The sequence below is a fragment of the Gracilimonas amylolytica genome, from assembly GCF_002911695.1.
Classification (GTDB): Bacteria; Bacteroidota; Rhodothermia; order Balneolales; family Balneolaceae; genus Gracilimonas; species Gracilimonas amylolytica.
Map to the genome: position 1 here is coordinate 338,544 of NZ_PQBS01000037.1, position 17,520 is coordinate 356,063.

General features: G+C 46.2%; 15 protein-coding genes. 5 read left to right on the plus strand and 10 right to left on the minus strand.

Annotated features, from left to right (window positions below):
* Positions 1–81 precede the first annotated feature (81 nt).
* Together C3B73_RS11010 and C3B73_RS14030 are read left to right on the plus strand one after the other, a co-directional pair.
* Positions 82–2,547: a ribonucleoside-diphosphate reductase subunit alpha gene (locus C3B73_RS11010; RefSeq protein ID WP_103665646.1), complete on the plus strand. Its 2,466-nt coding sequence runs from the start codon at positions 82–84 to the stop codon at positions 2,545–2,547.
* Between the two features lie 23 nt (positions 2,548–2,570).
* Positions 2,571–2,726, plus strand: a complete 156-nt coding sequence (locus C3B73_RS14030) for a hypothetical protein (protein ID WP_198597342.1) — start codon at positions 2,571–2,573, stop codon at positions 2,724–2,726.
* 459 nt (positions 2,727–3,185) lie between these two features.
* Here the strand turns inward: C3B73_RS14030 and C3B73_RS11020 are convergent, their stop codons facing one another.
* The 5 genes from C3B73_RS11020 to C3B73_RS11040 form a co-directional block, all read right to left on the minus strand.
* A complete protein-coding gene (locus C3B73_RS11020) occupies positions 3,186–4,262 on the minus strand; it encodes a 2-oxoacid:ferredoxin oxidoreductase subunit beta (protein ID WP_103665647.1) in 1,077 nt (358 codons plus the stop codon).
* Between the two features lie 14 nt (positions 4,263–4,276).
* Positions 4,277–6,148, minus strand: coding sequence for a 2-oxoacid:acceptor oxidoreductase subunit alpha (locus tag C3B73_RS11025; RefSeq protein WP_103665648.1), 1,872 nt, complete (start codon positions 6,146–6,148; stop codon positions 4,277–4,279).
* Between the two features lie 779 nt (positions 6,149–6,927).
* Positions 6,928–7,089: a YqaE/Pmp3 family membrane protein gene (locus tag C3B73_RS11030; RefSeq protein ID WP_103665649.1), complete on the minus strand. Its 162-nt coding sequence runs from the start codon at positions 7,087–7,089 to the stop codon at positions 6,928–6,930.
* A gap of 10 nt (positions 7,090–7,099) precedes the next feature.
* On the minus strand, positions 7,100–7,624 hold the full coding sequence (locus C3B73_RS11035; protein ID WP_103665650.1) for a hypothetical protein: 525 nt from the start codon (positions 7,622–7,624) through the stop codon (positions 7,100–7,102).
* Between the two features lie 34 nt (positions 7,625–7,658).
* Positions 7,659–8,945 (minus strand): metal-dependent hydrolase family protein, encoded by a 1,287-nt coding sequence (locus C3B73_RS11040; RefSeq protein WP_103665651.1) that lies wholly within the window; start codon positions 8,943–8,945, stop codon positions 7,659–7,661.
* Between the two features lie 167 nt (positions 8,946–9,112).
* Between C3B73_RS11040 and C3B73_RS11045 the strand changes: the two genes are divergently transcribed.
* Together C3B73_RS11045 and C3B73_RS11050 are read left to right on the plus strand one after the other, a co-directional pair.
* Positions 9,113–10,192: a calcium/sodium antiporter gene (locus tag C3B73_RS11045; protein WP_103665652.1), complete on the plus strand. Its 1,080-nt coding sequence runs from the start codon at positions 9,113–9,115 to the stop codon at positions 10,190–10,192.
* 168 nt (positions 10,193–10,360) lie between these two features.
* Complete coding sequence (locus C3B73_RS11050; protein ID WP_103665653.1) at positions 10,361–11,482, plus strand: 6-bladed beta-propeller; 1,122 nt, start codon at positions 10,361–10,363, stop codon at positions 11,480–11,482.
* 95 nt (positions 11,483–11,577) lie between these two features.
* On the opposite strand, the gene C3B73_RS11055 is transcribed toward C3B73_RS11050, so the two are convergent.
* Genes C3B73_RS11055 through C3B73_RS11075 form a run of 5 tightly spaced genes read right to left on the minus strand, consistent with a single transcriptional unit; the run spans position 11,578 to position 16,784 of the window.
* Positions 11,578–12,525, minus strand: coding sequence for a DNA-3-methyladenine glycosylase family protein (locus C3B73_RS11055; protein ID WP_103665654.1), 948 nt, complete (start codon positions 12,523–12,525; stop codon positions 11,578–11,580).
* 18 nt (positions 12,526–12,543) lie between these two features.
* The gene (locus tag C3B73_RS11060; RefSeq protein WP_103665655.1) at positions 12,544–13,953 is read right to left on the minus strand and encodes an OstA-like protein; all 1,410 of its coding nucleotides are present in this window, start codon (positions 13,951–13,953) and stop codon (positions 12,544–12,546) included.
* Complete coding sequence (gene lptC / locus C3B73_RS11065; protein WP_103665656.1) at positions 13,950–14,573, minus strand: LPS export ABC transporter periplasmic protein LptC; 624 nt, start codon at positions 14,571–14,573, stop codon at positions 13,950–13,952. The genes C3B73_RS11060 and lptC overlap by 4 nt, the downstream gene beginning before the upstream one ends.
* A complete protein-coding gene (gene upp / locus C3B73_RS11070) occupies positions 14,497–15,123 on the minus strand; it encodes a uracil phosphoribosyltransferase (protein ID WP_103665657.1) in 627 nt (208 codons plus the stop codon). Before upp ends, lptC begins: the two co-directional genes overlap by 77 nt.
* Before the next feature lie 23 nt (positions 15,124–15,146).
* Positions 15,147–16,784, minus strand: coding sequence for an alanine/glycine:cation symporter family protein (locus tag C3B73_RS11075; protein ID WP_103665658.1), 1,638 nt, complete (start codon positions 16,782–16,784; stop codon positions 15,147–15,149).
* Between the two features lie 222 nt (positions 16,785–17,006).
* On the opposite strand from C3B73_RS11075, the gene C3B73_RS11080 reads away from it, so the two are divergent.
* Positions 17,007–17,300 carry an HU family DNA-binding protein gene (locus tag C3B73_RS11080; RefSeq protein ID WP_103665659.1) on the plus strand — a complete coding sequence of 98 codons (294 nt, stop codon included), beginning with the start codon at positions 17,007–17,009 and terminating at the stop codon, positions 17,298–17,300.
* Positions 17,301–17,520: the final 220 nt, after the last annotated feature.

Consider the following 17,520-nt stretch of genomic DNA (forward strand, 5'->3'; position numbering starts at 1 on the left):
AGAGGATCAAGGTGAGGGTCAATGCTATCTAAGGGCAAAACACAAACAGTAGATCATATATCATCACAAAAGAAAATCACTATGCAACGTACAGTTATAAAAAGAGATGGTTCCAAAGAGAAATTTGAAACCCAGAAGATTATTAATGCAATTTTTGAGATCCTGGTTGGGCTGGATGTGGAGGATGACTACGAGATCGTTTTCCGGATCATGAAAGAGCTGGACCTGAAGATACCGGAAGAGGTTAAAACAGAAGAAATTGACCAGTTACTGTTAAAAGCCATCGAGCAGCTAATACCACAGCATCCACGATACGATCGACTGGCAACCCGGCAGCTAATGAAGCAGATCAACAAAAAGATTGATCGAAAGTTGGGTGGTTTTCGGGAATATCTGGATCATGCTATTGCTCAGGGTCTGGTGATTGAAGAGGTGCTGGAATTTGACCTTGAGCTCTTAAAATCAGTGATGGATTATGATCGGGATGAATTGTTCGGATATTTCGGCCTGACAACCCTGCGCGACCGCTACCTGATGAAAGATCGGGAACAAGATACCATCGAAAAACCTCAGTGGTTTTTTATGCGGGTAGCGATGGGCATCGGAAATACCAACGAGCAGGTGGTGAAGGTGTATAACAAGCTTTCTAAACTGGAATACCTGCACTCAACCCCAACCTTGTTTAACTCAGCAACGCCGATGTCTCAGTATTCTTCCTGCTATGTCAGTGTGGTGGATGATTCCCTGGAATCCATTATGGCAAAGGCTCGTGAGACGGCATTTTTAGCTAAACATGCCGGTGGAGTGGGAACGGATGTGACGCGTGTCCGGGCAACCGGTTCACTCATTAAATCCCTAAATGCAAAGTCTTCTGGGGTAATTCCGTTTATCAAGATGTATGATACGCTCATTAACTCTATCCAGCAGGGAGGTCGGCGTCGCAGTTCGCAGGTGATTTCCATTCAACCCTGGCATCTCGACATTGAAGCCTTTCTGGATCTGCGTGAAACAACCGGAAATGCCTATTTTAGAACACCGTCGCTCAATACCAAACTCTGGATGCCAGACGAATTGATGCGACGCATCGAAAATAAAGAGCCGGTGTATTTGTTCGATCCGGGGGAGTGTCCTGAGCTTGTAGATGCCATTGGTGACGACTTTGCCAAAAAATATTGCCAACGCATTGAGGAGGCTGAAAACGGCGAGTTAAGTCATTTTAAGAAACTGGAAGGGGAGACTTTCTTTAGAAAATACTTGTTCAAGCTGGCGAAAACCGGTCACCCGTGGCTGATCTTTAAAGACGAGCACAACCGCAAAAACCCATGCCCACAGTACAGTGTGATCAACAGCTCGAATCTTTGTACGGAAATTTCCATCCCAAACCGACCGGATTCCACTGCGGTGTGTACACTGGCTTCGCTGAACCTTTCGAAACATGTGAAAGATGACGGCAGCGACTTTAATTGGGAAAAGATCAAGGACACGCTGGAGACCATGGTGTTGGGGCTGGATAACATTCTCGACAAGAACTTTTATCCCTCTGAGGAAGCCCGAAAGAACACTATGGATCTGCGTCCGCTGGGTATTGGAGTGATGGGATTTGCCGAAGCATTGGTCGATTTGAAGATCTCTTATGATTCAGAAGAAGCGGTGATCAAAGCCCGGAAGATCGGGAATTTCATGCGCGAAGTATGCTATGCTCAGTCCGAAAAACTGGCGGAAGAACGGGGTGCTTTTGCTCATTATGATGAAGCCGCCAGGGACAGAGAAGGCTACAACTATAAGCCTCGCAGAAATGCGGTGCTGCTGGCTATTGCCCCAACAGCGACCATCTCCATTATTTCGGGCACCACGTCTTCTATCGACAGCTACTTCAGCAATTTGTATTCACGGGATACGCTTTCCGGGAAACATATAGTCATCAATAGTCAACTGATTGAAGAGCTGGAGGAGAAGGGGCTTTGGAGTGATGATATGGCGAGCCTGATCAAGCAGCACAATGGTTCGGTACAACATATTGAAGAACTGAATGGGGTGATCAACAAGAGTGTGTATAAGACGGCATATGAAATTCATCCTAAACGACAGATAGATATTGCAGCAGCCTTCCAGGAGTCTATTGATCAGGCTGTTTCCAAATCGATCTACATTGATGAGCAGCTTCGGAATGACATGCCGGAGATCTACCTCTATGCTTGGAAAAAGAAGCTCAAATCTACCTACTACTGCTTTATCGACAAAGTGATCAAAGGTGAGAAGTACACTTCTAAGGTGAACAAGCGTGGAAAACGGGCCGGTTTTAGTGGCGGTTCATCAGCGCCCAAAAAAGAAAGTTCAGAGCAGGAGCAGAAAGTCAAAACCTCGTCTGCATCCCGAAAAGGCTTTGGAGGAGCAACGGCTCAGAATGAAGAAAAATCTCAGGATGAGCTCGTAGCAGAAGCCCGCCAAAAGTTCGGGGATGAAGCCGTGGATGAAGCACTAAGTGCCGATGCGGATTCGTGTCCCACCGATCCGATGCTTCGCAAGATCTGCCCGAGTTGTGAATAGGTGTTTGGTAGAGAATCAGTAATATGAACATAGAAGAAAGAATAAAAGCCTCCGAAAATCGGATGGTTAAAGCGGTATTTCCAAACACGAAGAATCAATATGATTCCCTGTTTGGAGGCACTGCCCTTTTTTGGATGGATGAAAAAGCTTTTATAACAGCCACCCGCTTTAGTCGTTAAAAAATGGTGACTGTAGCCACGTAACGCTTTAATTTTACAGAAGATTACCCCCTCCGGGAAACTGGTAGAATTAATTTGAAAAGTAGTTGAGGTTGGAAAAAGAAGTCTCAAGGTGAAGGTGAGCATCGTCATTGAAGACATGTATTCTAGCGTAAGGACAGAGGCCATTGAAGGTGAGTTTCACATGGTGGCCATTGCCGATGACCGAATGCCGACACCTAATATATTTGATAGAGCTTGATTACTTTTGGTTGTATAACATAATATTACCCGAACAAGGGTTTTGTTAGGACGCGGTGGATAAGATCCACGAATCGCCACTCACATACATCATTCGGTGATATTGGGATGTTATCCGTCTCATTAGGCGGATAAAGTCGCCGGATAACACCCCTCTTATTTACACAAAAGATAACACCTTAAGCATTAGTTGCAAGGAACTATAGAAGGTGCCGCTGTTTAGCTTACCTCCCAGGTTTCCGGTCCCTGAAGTAAAGCATCCAGATCGGGTTTGGATCGCTTGAGCGCTTCGGCGTTTTGTATGGTGACTCCCTCATCGTAAGTAGGGCGGTCCACGTCATACAGCACCCCAAAGGGTCTCGGGAATTTCAGGTGCTCACCGTTGTGTGGGTGCTCAAAGAATCGGGTAAGCAGATCGGCTTTGGTCTTGTCTTTTTCATCATGGACCCACAGATCATCTTTGGAAAACTCACTACTCAGTTCAACCACTTCGGGGGTCAGCCCATCCAGGCGAAGGCCTTTTTCATGGTCTGTTCCGAAGATCAGCGGCTCGCCATGCTCCAGGTAAATGGTCTCACGGGGGCGGGATTTCTTATCCGTGAATAACTCAAAGGCTCCGTCATTGAAAACGATACAGTTTTGGAGGATCTCCAGCATGGAGGTTCCCTTGTGTTCGCTGGCACGCAGCAGCATTTTTTGGAGATGCTTGGGATCACGGTCCATGGCCCGGGCTATAAAAGTGCCATCGGCTCCCATACTCAGCTGAAGGGGATTGAAGGGGTGGTCGATGGAACCAAATGGAGTAGATTTAGAGATCGTACCTTCGGGCGCGGTTGGGGAATATTGGCCTTTGGTCAACCCATAGATCTGATTGTTGAAAAGCAAGAGGTTTACGTCCACATTACGGCGCAGAAGCTGCACAAAATGGTTGGCCCCAATGGAAAGGGAATCCCCATCACCCGTTATGATCCAGACGCTGAGTTCCGGTCGGGATACTTTGAGTCCCGTGGCAATGGCCGGGGCACGACCGTGAATCGAATGCATGCCAAAGGTATCCATATAGTAGGGGAAGCGGGCCGCACAGCCGATCCCGGAAATGAACACGATGTCTTTTTTGAGGACTCCGATATCCGGCATCACATTTTGGACCTGCTTCAGGATGGTGTAATCACCGCAACCGGGGCACCACCGTACATCCTGATCCGAAGAAAAGTCCTTGGAACTATACTTCGGAATGCCATTTTCTCCGTTAGCATTTCCGTTTTTTAATGTGTCTGTGTTCGTTTTTGTAGTCATGATTAGCGACTCACTTAAGATTCTGTAACTGTTTGTTTTTCGGAGAGGATATTCAGTATTGCATCCTTGAGCTCCTGCACGCCAAAAGGCCGGCCTTTGATCTTGTTGATAGGTTTGGCAGGGATCAGAAACTCATCTCTGATCAGGCGTACCAGTTGCCCGTTGTTGATCTCGGGTACGATCACCGTTTCAAATCCTCTCAGCAGTTCTTCAAGGTTTCGAGGGAAGGGACTGATATAATTCAGGTGAGCGTGGGAGATATCCATTCCATCTCGCCTAAGCTGACCCACTGCCGTTCGGATACTTCCATAGGTCGATCCCCAGCCAAGCACCAGGACATCCCCGGTGGGTTTCCCCTGATCGATCTCCTGAAGGGGGATGAAATCTGCTACTTTATTTCGTTTGGCCTCACGCAGTTTCACCATTTTCTCATGGTTATCCGGATCGTAGGATACATTACCGGTTCCATCTTCTTTTTCGAGTCCGCCCACGCGGTGCTCGATTCCTTCGGTTCCCGGAATGGCCCAGGATCGAACGTGATTTTCATCCCGCAGGTAGGGGAGGAAGGGTTCGTCACTGTTCTCACGGGGCGGTTCAAACCGTACCTTAATATCTTTCAGGTCTTTTTCTTGTGGAAATTTCCAGGGTTCGGACCCATTGGCCAGGTATCCGTCTGACAAGTACATCACCGGGATCATATGTTCCAGAGCGATCCGGCAGGCTTCAAAGGCCATGTTAAAGCAATCGGCCGGAGATTTAGGCGCAACGATCACCATCGGGCTTTCACCGTTACGGCCGTACATCGCCTGCAGGAGGTCGGCCTGTTCCGTTTTGGTCGGCATACCGGTTGATGGACCGGCACGCTGTATGTTCAATACTACCAATGGGAGTTCCAGCATGACAGCCAGGCCCATAGCTTCACCCTTGAGGGCGATACCGGGACCGGAGGAACTCGTCACTCCAATGTGTCCGCCAAAGGCCGCACCGATGGCAGAGGAAACCGCAGCGATCTCATCTTCTGCCTGAAAGGTGGTGACTCCAAAATTCTTGTGGCGTGAAAGTCCGTGCAGTATATCGGAAGCCGGGGTAATAGGGTAGGAGCCGAAAAATAAGGGAAGGCCACTTTTTTGGGTGGCTGCAACCAGGCCCAATACGGTCGATTCATTACCGGTGATATTACGATAAGTGCCGGGTTTCAGATCCGCTTCTTCTACCGTATATCGCGAACTGAAGATCTCAGCCGTTTCTCCAAAATGATAGCCGGTCTTCAGCACGTTCACGTTTGCGTCAGCGATTCGGGGTTCCTTTTCGAATTTCTTTTGCAGGAATTTGATGGTCGGCTCCACCGGACGGTTATACATCCAGAACAAAAGTCCCAGAACGAACATGTTTTTGCAGCGGTCCACTTCCTTATATGAGAGGTCGGTCTCTGACAGAGCCTCTTTGGTCATACTGCTCACATCCACTTCATACACGCGGTAGGAATCCAGTGAGCCATCTTCCAGCGGATTCACCCCCTCCGGATATTTGGCAAGATTCAAATTCTTTTTATCAAATCCGTCGGTATTAGCTATGATGATCCCGCCTTTTTTGAGCAGGGAAAGATTGGCTTTTAATGCCGCTGAATTCATGACCACGAGTACATCACAGACATCGCCGGGAGTCATGATCTCCGTACTTCCAAAATGAAGCTGGAAGGAAGAAACGCCGGGGACGGTACCGGCCGGTGCGCGAATTTCAGCCGGGAATTCGGGAAGGGTTCTGAGGTCGTTGCCGAGAAGGGCGGTGGTGTTGGTGAAAAGCGAGCCCGTGAGCTGCATGCCATCTCCGGAATCTCCGGCAAATCGGATGGTTACTTCTTCACGAACCTGATCTTTGGTTGTCATAGCAATAAGCCTTTTTTGAGTAGTAAATAACAGTAGTAAACTACTCCTGACAAGATATGAAATACATCCTTTAACTGTGGGTGTTTGAACCGGAAAATTACGATCAAATATCCTTCGGGAAGGCCGGCAGTTAATGGCTCAAACTTTTAATCAGATATTATAAGACAGCAACCTCGCAGCGTCCGAAAGACCTGCGAGCGTTGCGTTCGAGCCTCAGTGGGGCATTCCGGAGCGGAGCACCGGAACGAGGGGTAGGGGGCATCATGGTAAATGTTAGATAATTCGAGGGCAAAGTTGGTTAAAATGAAGACCCTGAAAGGGTCACATATAAATAACCCAGGGTAAAGCCGCGTAAGCGGATGCAACCCTGGGGTGCATCCCCGAAATTGTAAAAACCCAAGCAACGAAAAGTGCCAATATATCACATGGCAATCGCAGGGTTGGGGCAAGCGGGCACCAAAGCCATTATAAAAGTTGGTTGCCCAAGCTTCGTTAAACGGTATAGACTAAATCCCCTTTTGGGCGAAGCTTTGTTTAGTCATATTTCTAACCCCGGCCTGCTTCTATGCTATCACATTTCATTGGCAGAGGCTATTCATATGTGACCCCTTCAGGGTCGTGCAGGAAAATGTTTAATTTTTTCTCCTCGAATTACCTGACACCTACAATTCTGATCCGCGTATGGAAATACTTCGCAGTACAACTTAACCTCACCCAAATAAAAAACCCCGATTTGTCATAAAACAGATCGGGGCTGAAGAGCTTAATGTCTGCTCAGGTCAATCATTCTTTGCTATGATCCAAACCGCATGAACAATACCGGGTACAAAACCCAGGATAGTCAATAAAATGTTGAGCCAGAAATGGGGTTTGATCCCTATGGTCAGAAAAACACCAAGGGGAGGAAGAATGATGGCGAGTATAATTCTAAGTATGCTCATGGTATCTGGATTAGATTTGTTGTTCACGAAGATCTTTTCGCAAAGAAGCTTCCTTTAATTTCTTGTGCCGGAACAAATACCGCAGATCGTAGCGGTTGTCATACATCAGCTGAGTGTGATAATAATTAATGTACTCAAGTACAGCAAATACATTTGCAAAGAGCGCCCAGCCAAGGAGGTTATCACTGCCTAATGTCCGCCCGGAAATGACCCATTGGGCCACCAGCACAAAGGGCATGAACGCTATAGCCAGCTCATTCTTCCGCTTGAAATTCAAAAACCGTTTCAGGGTTCGGTTTTGAAAGATAGGTTTGTCTTCCAGAACTGAGAGTTTTTTCCACCAGTAATAAGTGCCCTGAAGTAAAATAAAGCACATGAGCAGTAAACCGTATGATAAAAAGATCAGATCCTTGATATCGTAGGTTGCATTGATGAAGATCAGAATGCCGAAAAACATAACGGCATTCATTCCCTCCACCTGAAAGGTCCACTGCAGTTTTTTAATGAGTCTCTGTTTTACAGAACGTGATGGCATGTATAACTTCTTTGCCTGAAACTTTTATCCGGATCTACTTCTTGTAAACTTTTCCTCCTTTCATTACAAAAGGAACTGACTCGAGTGTTGTTACATCATCCAGTGGATTTTTATCGGTCGCAATGATATCGGCATACTTACCGGCTTCAATAGTACCGATCTGATCTTCCATGCCAAGTACTGTGGCAGCAGTTAAGGTCGCACTCTGAATGGCTTCCATCACCGGCATGCCCACTTCAGTCATATAGCGGAATTCACGTCCGTTGATACCATGTGGAAATACACCGGCATCGGTTCCAAATGCGATCTTAACGCCGTGTTTATAGGCTTTCTCAAAGGTGCTTTGGATCTTGGGGCCGATCTCTTTGGCTTTGGGAACGACAAGTGCAGGATAATAACCCTCGATCTCGGCTTTTTCGGCTACCCATTTACCGGCTGAGATGGTTGGTACATAATAAGTGCCGTTTTGGATCATAAGGTCCATCACTTCCTCGGTCATATGAGTACCGTGTTCGATGGTCAAAACGCCGGCTTCAACGGCTCGTTTCATTCCTTCGGTGCCATGGGCGTGTGCAGCCACATGCATGCTATATTCATTGGCAGTTTCTACGATGGCATTCAGTTCGTCATCAAAGAACTGAGCAGCATCACCAGATTTTGCCACACTCAAAACTCCACCGGTTGCGGTGATCTTGATGTGATCAGCTCCATTTTTGTAGCGCTGACGAACAGCTTCTCGGGCTTCTGCCACACCGTTAATGACACCGTCATCAGGACCGGGAGATCCCATCAGTGTATTTTTCCATCCGTTTGTGGGGTCTGCATGTCCACCGGTTGTAGCAATACTTTTCCCCACTGTAATGACACGCGGTCCATCCACAAATCCCTGATTGATGGCATCACGCAATGAGATATTCACTCCTGAGCCTCCCAGTTCACGAACGGTCGTGAAGCCGGCCATAAGGGTGCGTTTGGCATAAGCCGTGGACCGCATGGCAAAATCAGCCTCGTTAAAGGTAAAGGCTTCCATATATTTCATGGGATTGGTCTCGCTCTCCAGGTGAACGTGGAGGTCGATAAGTCCGGGAAGCACGGTTTTGTTTTTCAGATCGATAACCTCATCATTACGGTTACTGTTGATGTATCCGTTTTGAATACCGGTGATCATGTCATTTTCAATGATGATACTGACCTGTTCCCGGGCTTCTTCCGACCGGCCGTCAATAAGCGTACCGGCATGAATGATGGTTCTTTGAGCATACGCCGAAGATGCGGTCATCAGGACGAAAAGGAGAGTAAATAGTAGCGATCGTAATTTCATACTTAAATAATTGGTTAGTGGATGGCCTTCAATATATAGATTTGAATCTAAACTTCAGATTTTGGTCTCGATCACAATAAACTTTTACAGGGCGGTGATTTTCAATTCATTTCCAGCGTAATTTGTGATAGTTTTAGGCCGCTGAATTTTTAAAAACAAACACAGGAATGACTGTACTTTTATTCATCGTTGGGCTGGCTATTCTGATCGGAGGAGCTGAGTTATTTTTGAGAGCTGTTGACAAATTTGGAGCTGCATGGAGCGTATCGCCCGTGGTTATGGGGCTCACTGTGGTGGCATTCGCAACCGGTGCCCCGGAGCTTGCCATCAGTTTACAGGCTGCTGTTGACGGCAAACCGGATCTGGTGCTCGGTAACATACTGGGGAGTAATATTGCCAACATACTGCTTATACTGGGCATTGCGGGGCTCGTTCACCCCCTTAAGATCACTAATCGTATTATCAAGGTGGATGTCCCCATGGTGATCATCGCAAGTACGTTACTTTTTGTTTTGGCTATGGATGGGTTGTTAAGTCCACTGGACGGGGGGATCATATTTATGGGTCTGATATTGTATTCCATTTTTATGTACTTCCAGATTCAGAAAGACAGAAAGAACAATAAGCGAAAAAAGGCAGAAGAAGAGGTGAAACTGGATGAACCGATAACCACCTTTTTCTATGGGAAATATATTCTGATGCTGCTGGCCGGGCTGGTTCTCATTGTGTTAGGCTCTCGCTGGATGGTGGCCTCTGCTGTGGAAATTGCCGGTATTCTGGGTATTTCAGAACTTATCATTGGCCTGACCATCGTATCCATTGGTACTTCCTTACCGGAAGTTGCCACATCAGTAGCTGCGGTCAGGCATGGGGATTCCGATACGGCCGTTGCCAACGTGATGGGGAGTAATCTCTATAATATTCTTCTTACTCTGAGCCTCACCGTCCTGATCGCACCCGGCGCTATTGACGTTTCTCCGGAAGCTATAAAACTGGATCTGCCTATTATGCTGATCGTAGCAGTGGCGTGTTTGCCTCTGTTCTGGCCGGGTAAAGAACTGGGAAGGAAAGAAGCATCCGGGTTTTTGTTCTACTATGCTGCTTATCTCACTTACCTGGTATTTCTGGCTATGCAGCACCCGTTTAAAGAGACAATGGAAATGATCATGATCTGGGGCATCTTCCCGATCACAGCCTTTTTGATCATTCTCAAGTTCATATTTGAATTCAGAAAAAAGAGACTTTAGGTTTCCTGATATTGATCCGTCACCAAGCTTCTGCTTGGAGACGATAGGACGGAAGCTCCTTTCCTGCTTCCATAAAGTCTTCAAATCCGAACGAACTACTTCTTTGCTTTTTCTTCCATCAATTATCTGCTATACTGTGCTGAAATATGAATCTTAGTAAGGGATACAATGGGATATCTTAAAAATCGAATGATGATGGGGCTAGGTATGATCTGTACCGGCCTGCTGATGGGGTGCTCCGGTCAGACAGCTGAACCAAAACCCCTAACCATTGAAGATATTGAGGCTTTGAACCCAAAGCAGATATGGTCCATTGACCATGCCGGAGATCTGTATTTTTCTCATTTAGGCTATGAGAGCGAAGTTCTGGAGAATGGGAATATTGTATTTGCCGATCGACAGTTACCGGCCATCGTGGTAATCAGTGAAAACGGGGAATACGTAAAGCACGTACGTTCAGGCCGGGGACCGGGTGAGATCCAGGATGCCTATTTTTTCACAAAAGACAGAACGGGTAATATTTATACCTATGATCAGAATAACGACAAGATCCTAACATATGATAAGGAGTTTGACCATGTATCTGATATTATTCCCAAAGAGTATGAGTCAAATGGCATACTGAAAGTGTTCCCAATGGGTGAAGAAAATGAGTATCTGTTGCAAATGTCATCATCAGAATATTTATGGGATGAAAGCAAGCAAAGGCAGATCAATCTGGTACAGTACAATTCTGAAAATAATACGTTTGGGGAAGTCTTGGCGCTGAATGCACAGCCATATGCTTTGCTGAAGATCGATGGAAATGTAATGGGTGCTTCAAAAGTGCCTTATGCACCGGGCAATATTATAAGCTATGATTTTAGAAATAATTCGTTGTTTACATATGATACAGGTTCTGATCTGATCGCAGAAATTGATGCTGATTTTGATACTCTGAATACGATTTCGCTAAACTTGCCAACGGAGGAGATCTCAACAACAGAACTTGATTCCATGGAAGCAAGTTATGACATGGAGGAACAGTGGAAAACGATTAAAGAAGCCCTGCCGGAAGACAAAGCCCCGGCAGATAAAATGATCTATCATAAAGGTATATTCTGGCTGAAATCAAACATGGAGGCTAAAACTGAAATGTGGTTAGTGGTAAATGAAGAGGGAGTTGTCAGAAATGTGGTACACTTGCCCAAAGAAAGTATGTTGACTCATATAGATGATGACCATCTTGGTGTACGCATGAATGATGTAACCTTTGCCTTATTCACCAACCCGGTTTCAGAAACAGAATAAGCTCACTGAATTACAATGAAATCGTCACCAAGCTTCTGCTCGGAGACGAAATCCCTGAAGCTCCTGCTTCCATAAAGTCTTCAAATCCGAACGAACTACTTCTTAGCCTTTTCTTCCTTTTCCTTCAGCACATAATTCACGTACAGGAATTCCAGAGCGGCAGCCTCATAGCCTTTCCAGTTTCTGATCAGGTCCTGAAAGCGTTCTTCTGAGGTATTATGAGGATCTTCTCCATAAGAATGAATGATCCACCTTCGAAGACCCTTTTCTTCACCTGATTTCTTATTCGAAGGAAAGACAGCATCGGTTCGGCCACGCATCATCATCAGGTCCTGCCCGGAGGTAGGCCCGATCCCTTTGATATTCGTGATGATATCATAGAATTCCTGTGGGTCACATTCCATCAGGTGACCCATATCCACATTTCCGGCTACGATATCATTGGCCAGACCAACCAGGTACTGTCCCTTGCGAAGGGTAGGACCCAGTTTTCGAATATTGGCCGGGTCCGCCTTCATGAGCTGATGGGGTCGTGGCCAGGCAGGCAGAGATCGCTTGCCGAGCATCAGGGCTGTACCGTAAGCCTCTCTGATCTGAAACATCATCTTCTTGGCAGTAGGCTTGTGGTTCATCTGCATCTGAACGATACGGTATAGGATGTCTTCAAAAAGATTGGCACGGGTCATGCGTTTCAATCCATAGAGATCCATCAGTTTATCGCCAAGAACGCCATCATCTTTAGCCTGATCATAAAGAGGGCGAAGGTCCATTTCGGTACCCAGTATCTTTGCCAGGCTTTGATTTGCTAACTCAATTTCAGCTTTTGTCAGGCTTTCCTGCGATTCCACATGGAATTCAGGATCCTCCGGATCACCGTTAAAGAAAACCGTGACGATCACATCCGTATCACCGATGGGAATGGGGCGGGTGAATCCCTCCTCAAAGATTTTTTCAGGATCATGTTCGTGATCAAAATAGGATTCCACATCGAGGCAAAGGTACCAGTCATGTGGGGGGATGGATTTGAGGGTCCAGCTACTCATTCCGTTTACATTAAAAGTTTACTCTTCAGGGTCTGTGCTAATATAATCCAAATACCGGTTCGGAAGTTCAAAGGGTCGCTCGATGGGTACAGGAGGGAAACGTGGTTCAGCAGCAACTTCAGGTCTGAGTGGCCTGAGTTCAGGCTGCCACTTAAAACCATCCAGTTTACGGTCTGCAAGGCCGGGGAATTCCTCAAAGAAGTATCCATTGTTCTTGAGTGCTGTTACCCGCACAAGATCTCCCTCTTCAAAATACATGATCGTTTCGGGAGAGGTGTACTCCACGGCTCCGTCAGGTTCGTCTTCCTCATTTTTGGTATGGTAAAGTACCTGACTGTTTGGGTAGATCTTGATCCGGGAGATCTGCCCATTTTCGAAATTTACATTCAGGGTATCGCCTTTTATTTGATTATAGCGCCCGGTAGTACTGTCTTTCTGAACCGTGATGGTGTTTTTGTAGGAAGTAAGGTAGTTCACGGCATTACTGTCCATTTGCACCTGAATGTAAGGTCCGTTCAGCTGAATATTTTTATGCCAGGCAGTGGGGTTGGATATAAGTTCAAAGATCTCTGTATCTGAGGTGTAGATCAGTGTGTCAGAGACAGAGGAGAAATCAGGCGACCAAACCCTTACGTTTTGCATGGCACGAATGATGTCGGTGGAATCCTGATCCAGCATCAGCAGGTCTTTGGAATTGATATGTGTGGTATCGGTGGAATCGGTACTGATCTGTCGCAAATAGGAATTACCCTGAACATAGCGTCGGCCGGTGGAATCGGCTTCCAGGTAATCGCCGGTCAGGAGGGCGTTGTTGGTACTGTCCTGAACAAAGATATTGGAGTGAAGCTGAAGGAATTGTGTATTACGGTTGATAAAAAGACTGTCCCCTTCTGCATATTGAGCGGTATCAGCCACCTGAACATTACCTCTGAAAATGGCACTGTCCTGTATCTGAAAATATCTGCCGGTATTGGCAATGAGTGTGCCGCCCTCATCCTCCAGGCGAATGCCATCCTCAAAATCTGCAACTTTTGTCAGAAAATTATAATCCACCTGCTCACCAAAAAGTGTGGTACTATCCTGTAAGATCACTACTCGCCCGCGAAGCTGACTGATCTCCTGATCGGTGAAGTAGAAAAGGGTGTCGGTCCAGATGATCTCATCCGGAGTTTCGATCTCAATGTTTCCATAGGCTCTCAATTCATTCCGGTCGATGAATTCCCAGGCACTGTCACAAACCATTTCGATGTTACCGGTTCTTAGCCGAACATCATACATTTTCCGGATCGCTTCACCGTCCTCAGTTATGTTGGTAACTTCACGGGCTCGTTCGATCTGAACTACATTCTGTGCGTTTACCTCAATTGAGAGCAGGGTGGCGATGATACCTGTAACCAAAAGGAGATATGTAAAGCTGAGTTTCTTCAATTGACGACGGTTTCTCCGGTCACTTCTTTCAGGGTGTAGTTTCTAAGGTCGGAATCGCCCTCCAACCCTATGGCGTTGATGCTGTCGGTAGGGGTGACGATCGTAAGGGCTTCAGGAGTACTCACCTTATCTTCATTTCTGAGCCACATCAGGTACTGTGTGTTCAGGCGTTTGTTTTCGGGAGCCAGCACTTCCACATTTCCAAACAATTCAAACGTGGCATCATCGGGTTTGTACACAGCACTGTCTGAATAGACCTCGGTTTCGGGTTCCCCTTCATCATTGAAGATCTCAATATAAACCGGGCCACTGAATTTGGTAATGTTACGGGTCTCATTCTTGATGGAAGCCGTATAGCTGCTTTTAAGTCTCAGCTTCAGTTTTTCCTCTTCAAGAATTTCCATATTCATGCCCCAGCTTTCTGTGGTGGAAAAAAGGGAATCACTTAGGGCCTCATCCACCTGCTGATTTTCATATTCCGAGAGTTCCCCGCATGAAAGGGTAAGGGTCATGCAGGCAACAAGGAATAAAAGGGACCGGTGGTTAAAGAGTGCCAAAATAGCGGTCTCCCGCATCGCCAAGTCCCGGAACGATAAAAGCATCATCGTTAAGTTTTTCATCTATGGCAGCGGTAATGATTGGTACATCAGGGTGATCATCTCTGAGGCGTTTAATGCCTTCAGGTGCTGAGATCAGTGATACGAACCGGATGTTATCGGCTCCGTTTTCTTTGAGGAATTTGACAGCATGTGATCCTGTTCCGCCGGTAGCCAGCATGGGATCCACAACCAGGGTATAGGCTCCTTTTAATCCGCCCGGAAAGTTGTGATAGTAATTGACCGGTTCGTGAGTTTTCTCATCTCTGTAAACCCCAATGTGACCCACCTTGGCATCCGGCATAAAGCTGATGATGCCATCAACTAAACTAAGTCCGGCCCTCAGTATGGGAATTACAAAAACCTCAGCCCCCGGCTTGTGACCCTTGGTTGTTTTAATGGGTGTCTCAACGTCGCATTCATCAAGTGGGAGGTCAGTCAGAGCCTGATAGGCGAGCACGGTACCAATGGTTCCCATTGCCCGCCTGAAAGCAGCAGTATCGGTAGATCTATCCCGAAGTATGGTCAGATACCTTTTTACGACGGGATGATCTATTTCAATAACGTTTTCCATGAATTAGTAGGTTGTGATCTTACTTAACTTTTAGCTTCCAGTTCGTCCATCTTATTGAAGTAGGTCTTGCTGGCAACAGCCACTGAACCTGAAAGGGCAAACAGCGCGATGATGTTCGGGAAGGTCATCAAACCTAAAGCGATATCACCGATGGCCCAAACCGTAGCGAGCGGGAAGATGGCACCTAAAAAGTGCATGCCCAGATAAACCACTTTATATGGAAGGATGGCTCCGTCTCCTGCCAGGTACTGTATGGAGCGGTCACCGTAGTAACTCCAGCTAATAGCCGTTGATATACCGAACAGAAGCACACAGAAGGTTACGATGTGTTTTCCGTAAGGGAAGATCGGGGCGAGTCCTTTTTCAAAGGCAAGGGAAGTTAGTGGGGCACCGTTCTCAATGATCTTGGTATAAACGGTTGGAACGGCAGCTCCTGAAGCATCCACAAAACGACCACCTTCACCTTCAAACACAAGCGTTCCACTGAATAGCTCAGTCTGATCTTCGTTGGTATAGAATTTGTCAGTTTCAAAATCATTACGCATCACGATACCATTCACGGGCTCGCCATCTTCAATGATCAGGGTATTGGAACCGTCTGTGATCTCAACGGCATTATCGCGGTTGGAAGGATCAAAAACCATATCGTGACGTTCTTCCCAAACACCTGTACTTACGATCACAAGACCGGTCATGGTACATACCAGGATGGTATCAATGAATGGTTCCAGTAAAGCTACCACACCTTCACGTACCGGTTCTTCCGTTTTGGCAGCACCGTGGGCAATAGGAGCTGAACCTTGTCCCGCCTCGTTAGAGAATAAACCTCGTTTAATACCCCAGACCAGAGTGGTTAGGAATAATCCTGAACCTACACCAAATAAACCGGCTTCAGGTGTGAAAGCGGAAGATATAATGGTTCCGAAAGCCGGGATCACAGATCCTGCATTCAGAAACAGGATGATCAATGCGCCTAATACATAGATGATCGCCATGAGTGGCATGAGTCGGGCAGTTACCTGACCAATTCGCTTGATACCACCCACGATCACGACACCTACAAAACTGGCGGTTACAATTCCTGATACCCAACTTGGGATCTGGAATGTGCTGTACATGGTATCTGCCACGGTATTGGCCTGAACCGCATTTCCGGTTAGGAATGAACAAATAACGGCCATGGCAGCAAAGAATACCGCCAGCCATTTCCAGTTTGGCCCTAAACCTTTTTCAATGTAGTACATTGGTCCACCGGATACGGAGCCGTCATCATTCTTAACCCTATACTGAACGGCCAGGGTACACTCGGTATATTTGATAGCCATACCAAAGAAAGCGGTTACCCACATCCAAAACAGGGCACCGGGTCCACCATAGTGAATGGCAATAGCTACACCTGCAATATTACCGATACCTACCGTAGCAGAGAGGGCTGTGGTGAGAGCCTGAAAGTGATTGACATCCCCGGTATCATCCGGATTATCGTAAACACCCATCACCGATTTGATACCATGAGTGAATCTTCTTAGTTGAACAAATCCGAGCCTGAGGGTGATAAAAATTCCGAAGCCTAACAGTAAGACCACCATAAGTGGGAACTGTTGCGGGGTTGACCAAACCAGGTTGTTCAGCCAGTTTACGACACTTTCAAAAACTTCCATGAATTATTTTTTTTGGTTAAGAGTATTTCAGAGGCAACGAGAAAGTAAAAAACATTTCGGAATATTAAAGGATAACATTTAGGCATTTCCGGCCTTTCTTTAAATGACTGCGTATTTTTACAGAAGTTTAAGAAATGAATGTGAACGATTTGGCAGAAGCTTTGTTTTCATTGTAGTATTTTGAAACAGTTATCATAACTTTTATTAAAACACTCATTAATTATGACTAAAGCAGACATAGTAGATGTAATATCAGCATCTGTAGGCCTGACAAAAGTTGAAACCGAAGCCGTAGTGAACGGTTTTATGGAAACCGTTATAGATGCGATGAAGCGTGGGGATAATATTGAATTGCGTGGTTTTGGTACTTTTAAAGTAGTAAAACGTGCTCAGAGAGTGGCCAGAAATCCAAAAACAAATGAAGAAGTGATTGTGCCCGAGCAATTTGCACCTGTACTAAAAGTTTCCAAAGATTTTAAGGAAGCCGTCAACGAAGCCCAGATGGTTGAAAATTGATTTAGAAAACGGCTCATTTCTTCTTATTTTTGTTGCGTTCGAACAACAGTAATATTTATAAAACACATTTAGGTGAGTATTTATGCCAAGTGGTAAAAAAAGAAAGCGCGCTAAAATTGCAAAGCACAAGCGTAAAAAGCGTCTGAGAAAAAACAGACACAAGAAGAAAAAGTAAGATTTTTCATAAGGCTCCTCAGGGAGCCTTTTTTGTTTTAGGGAG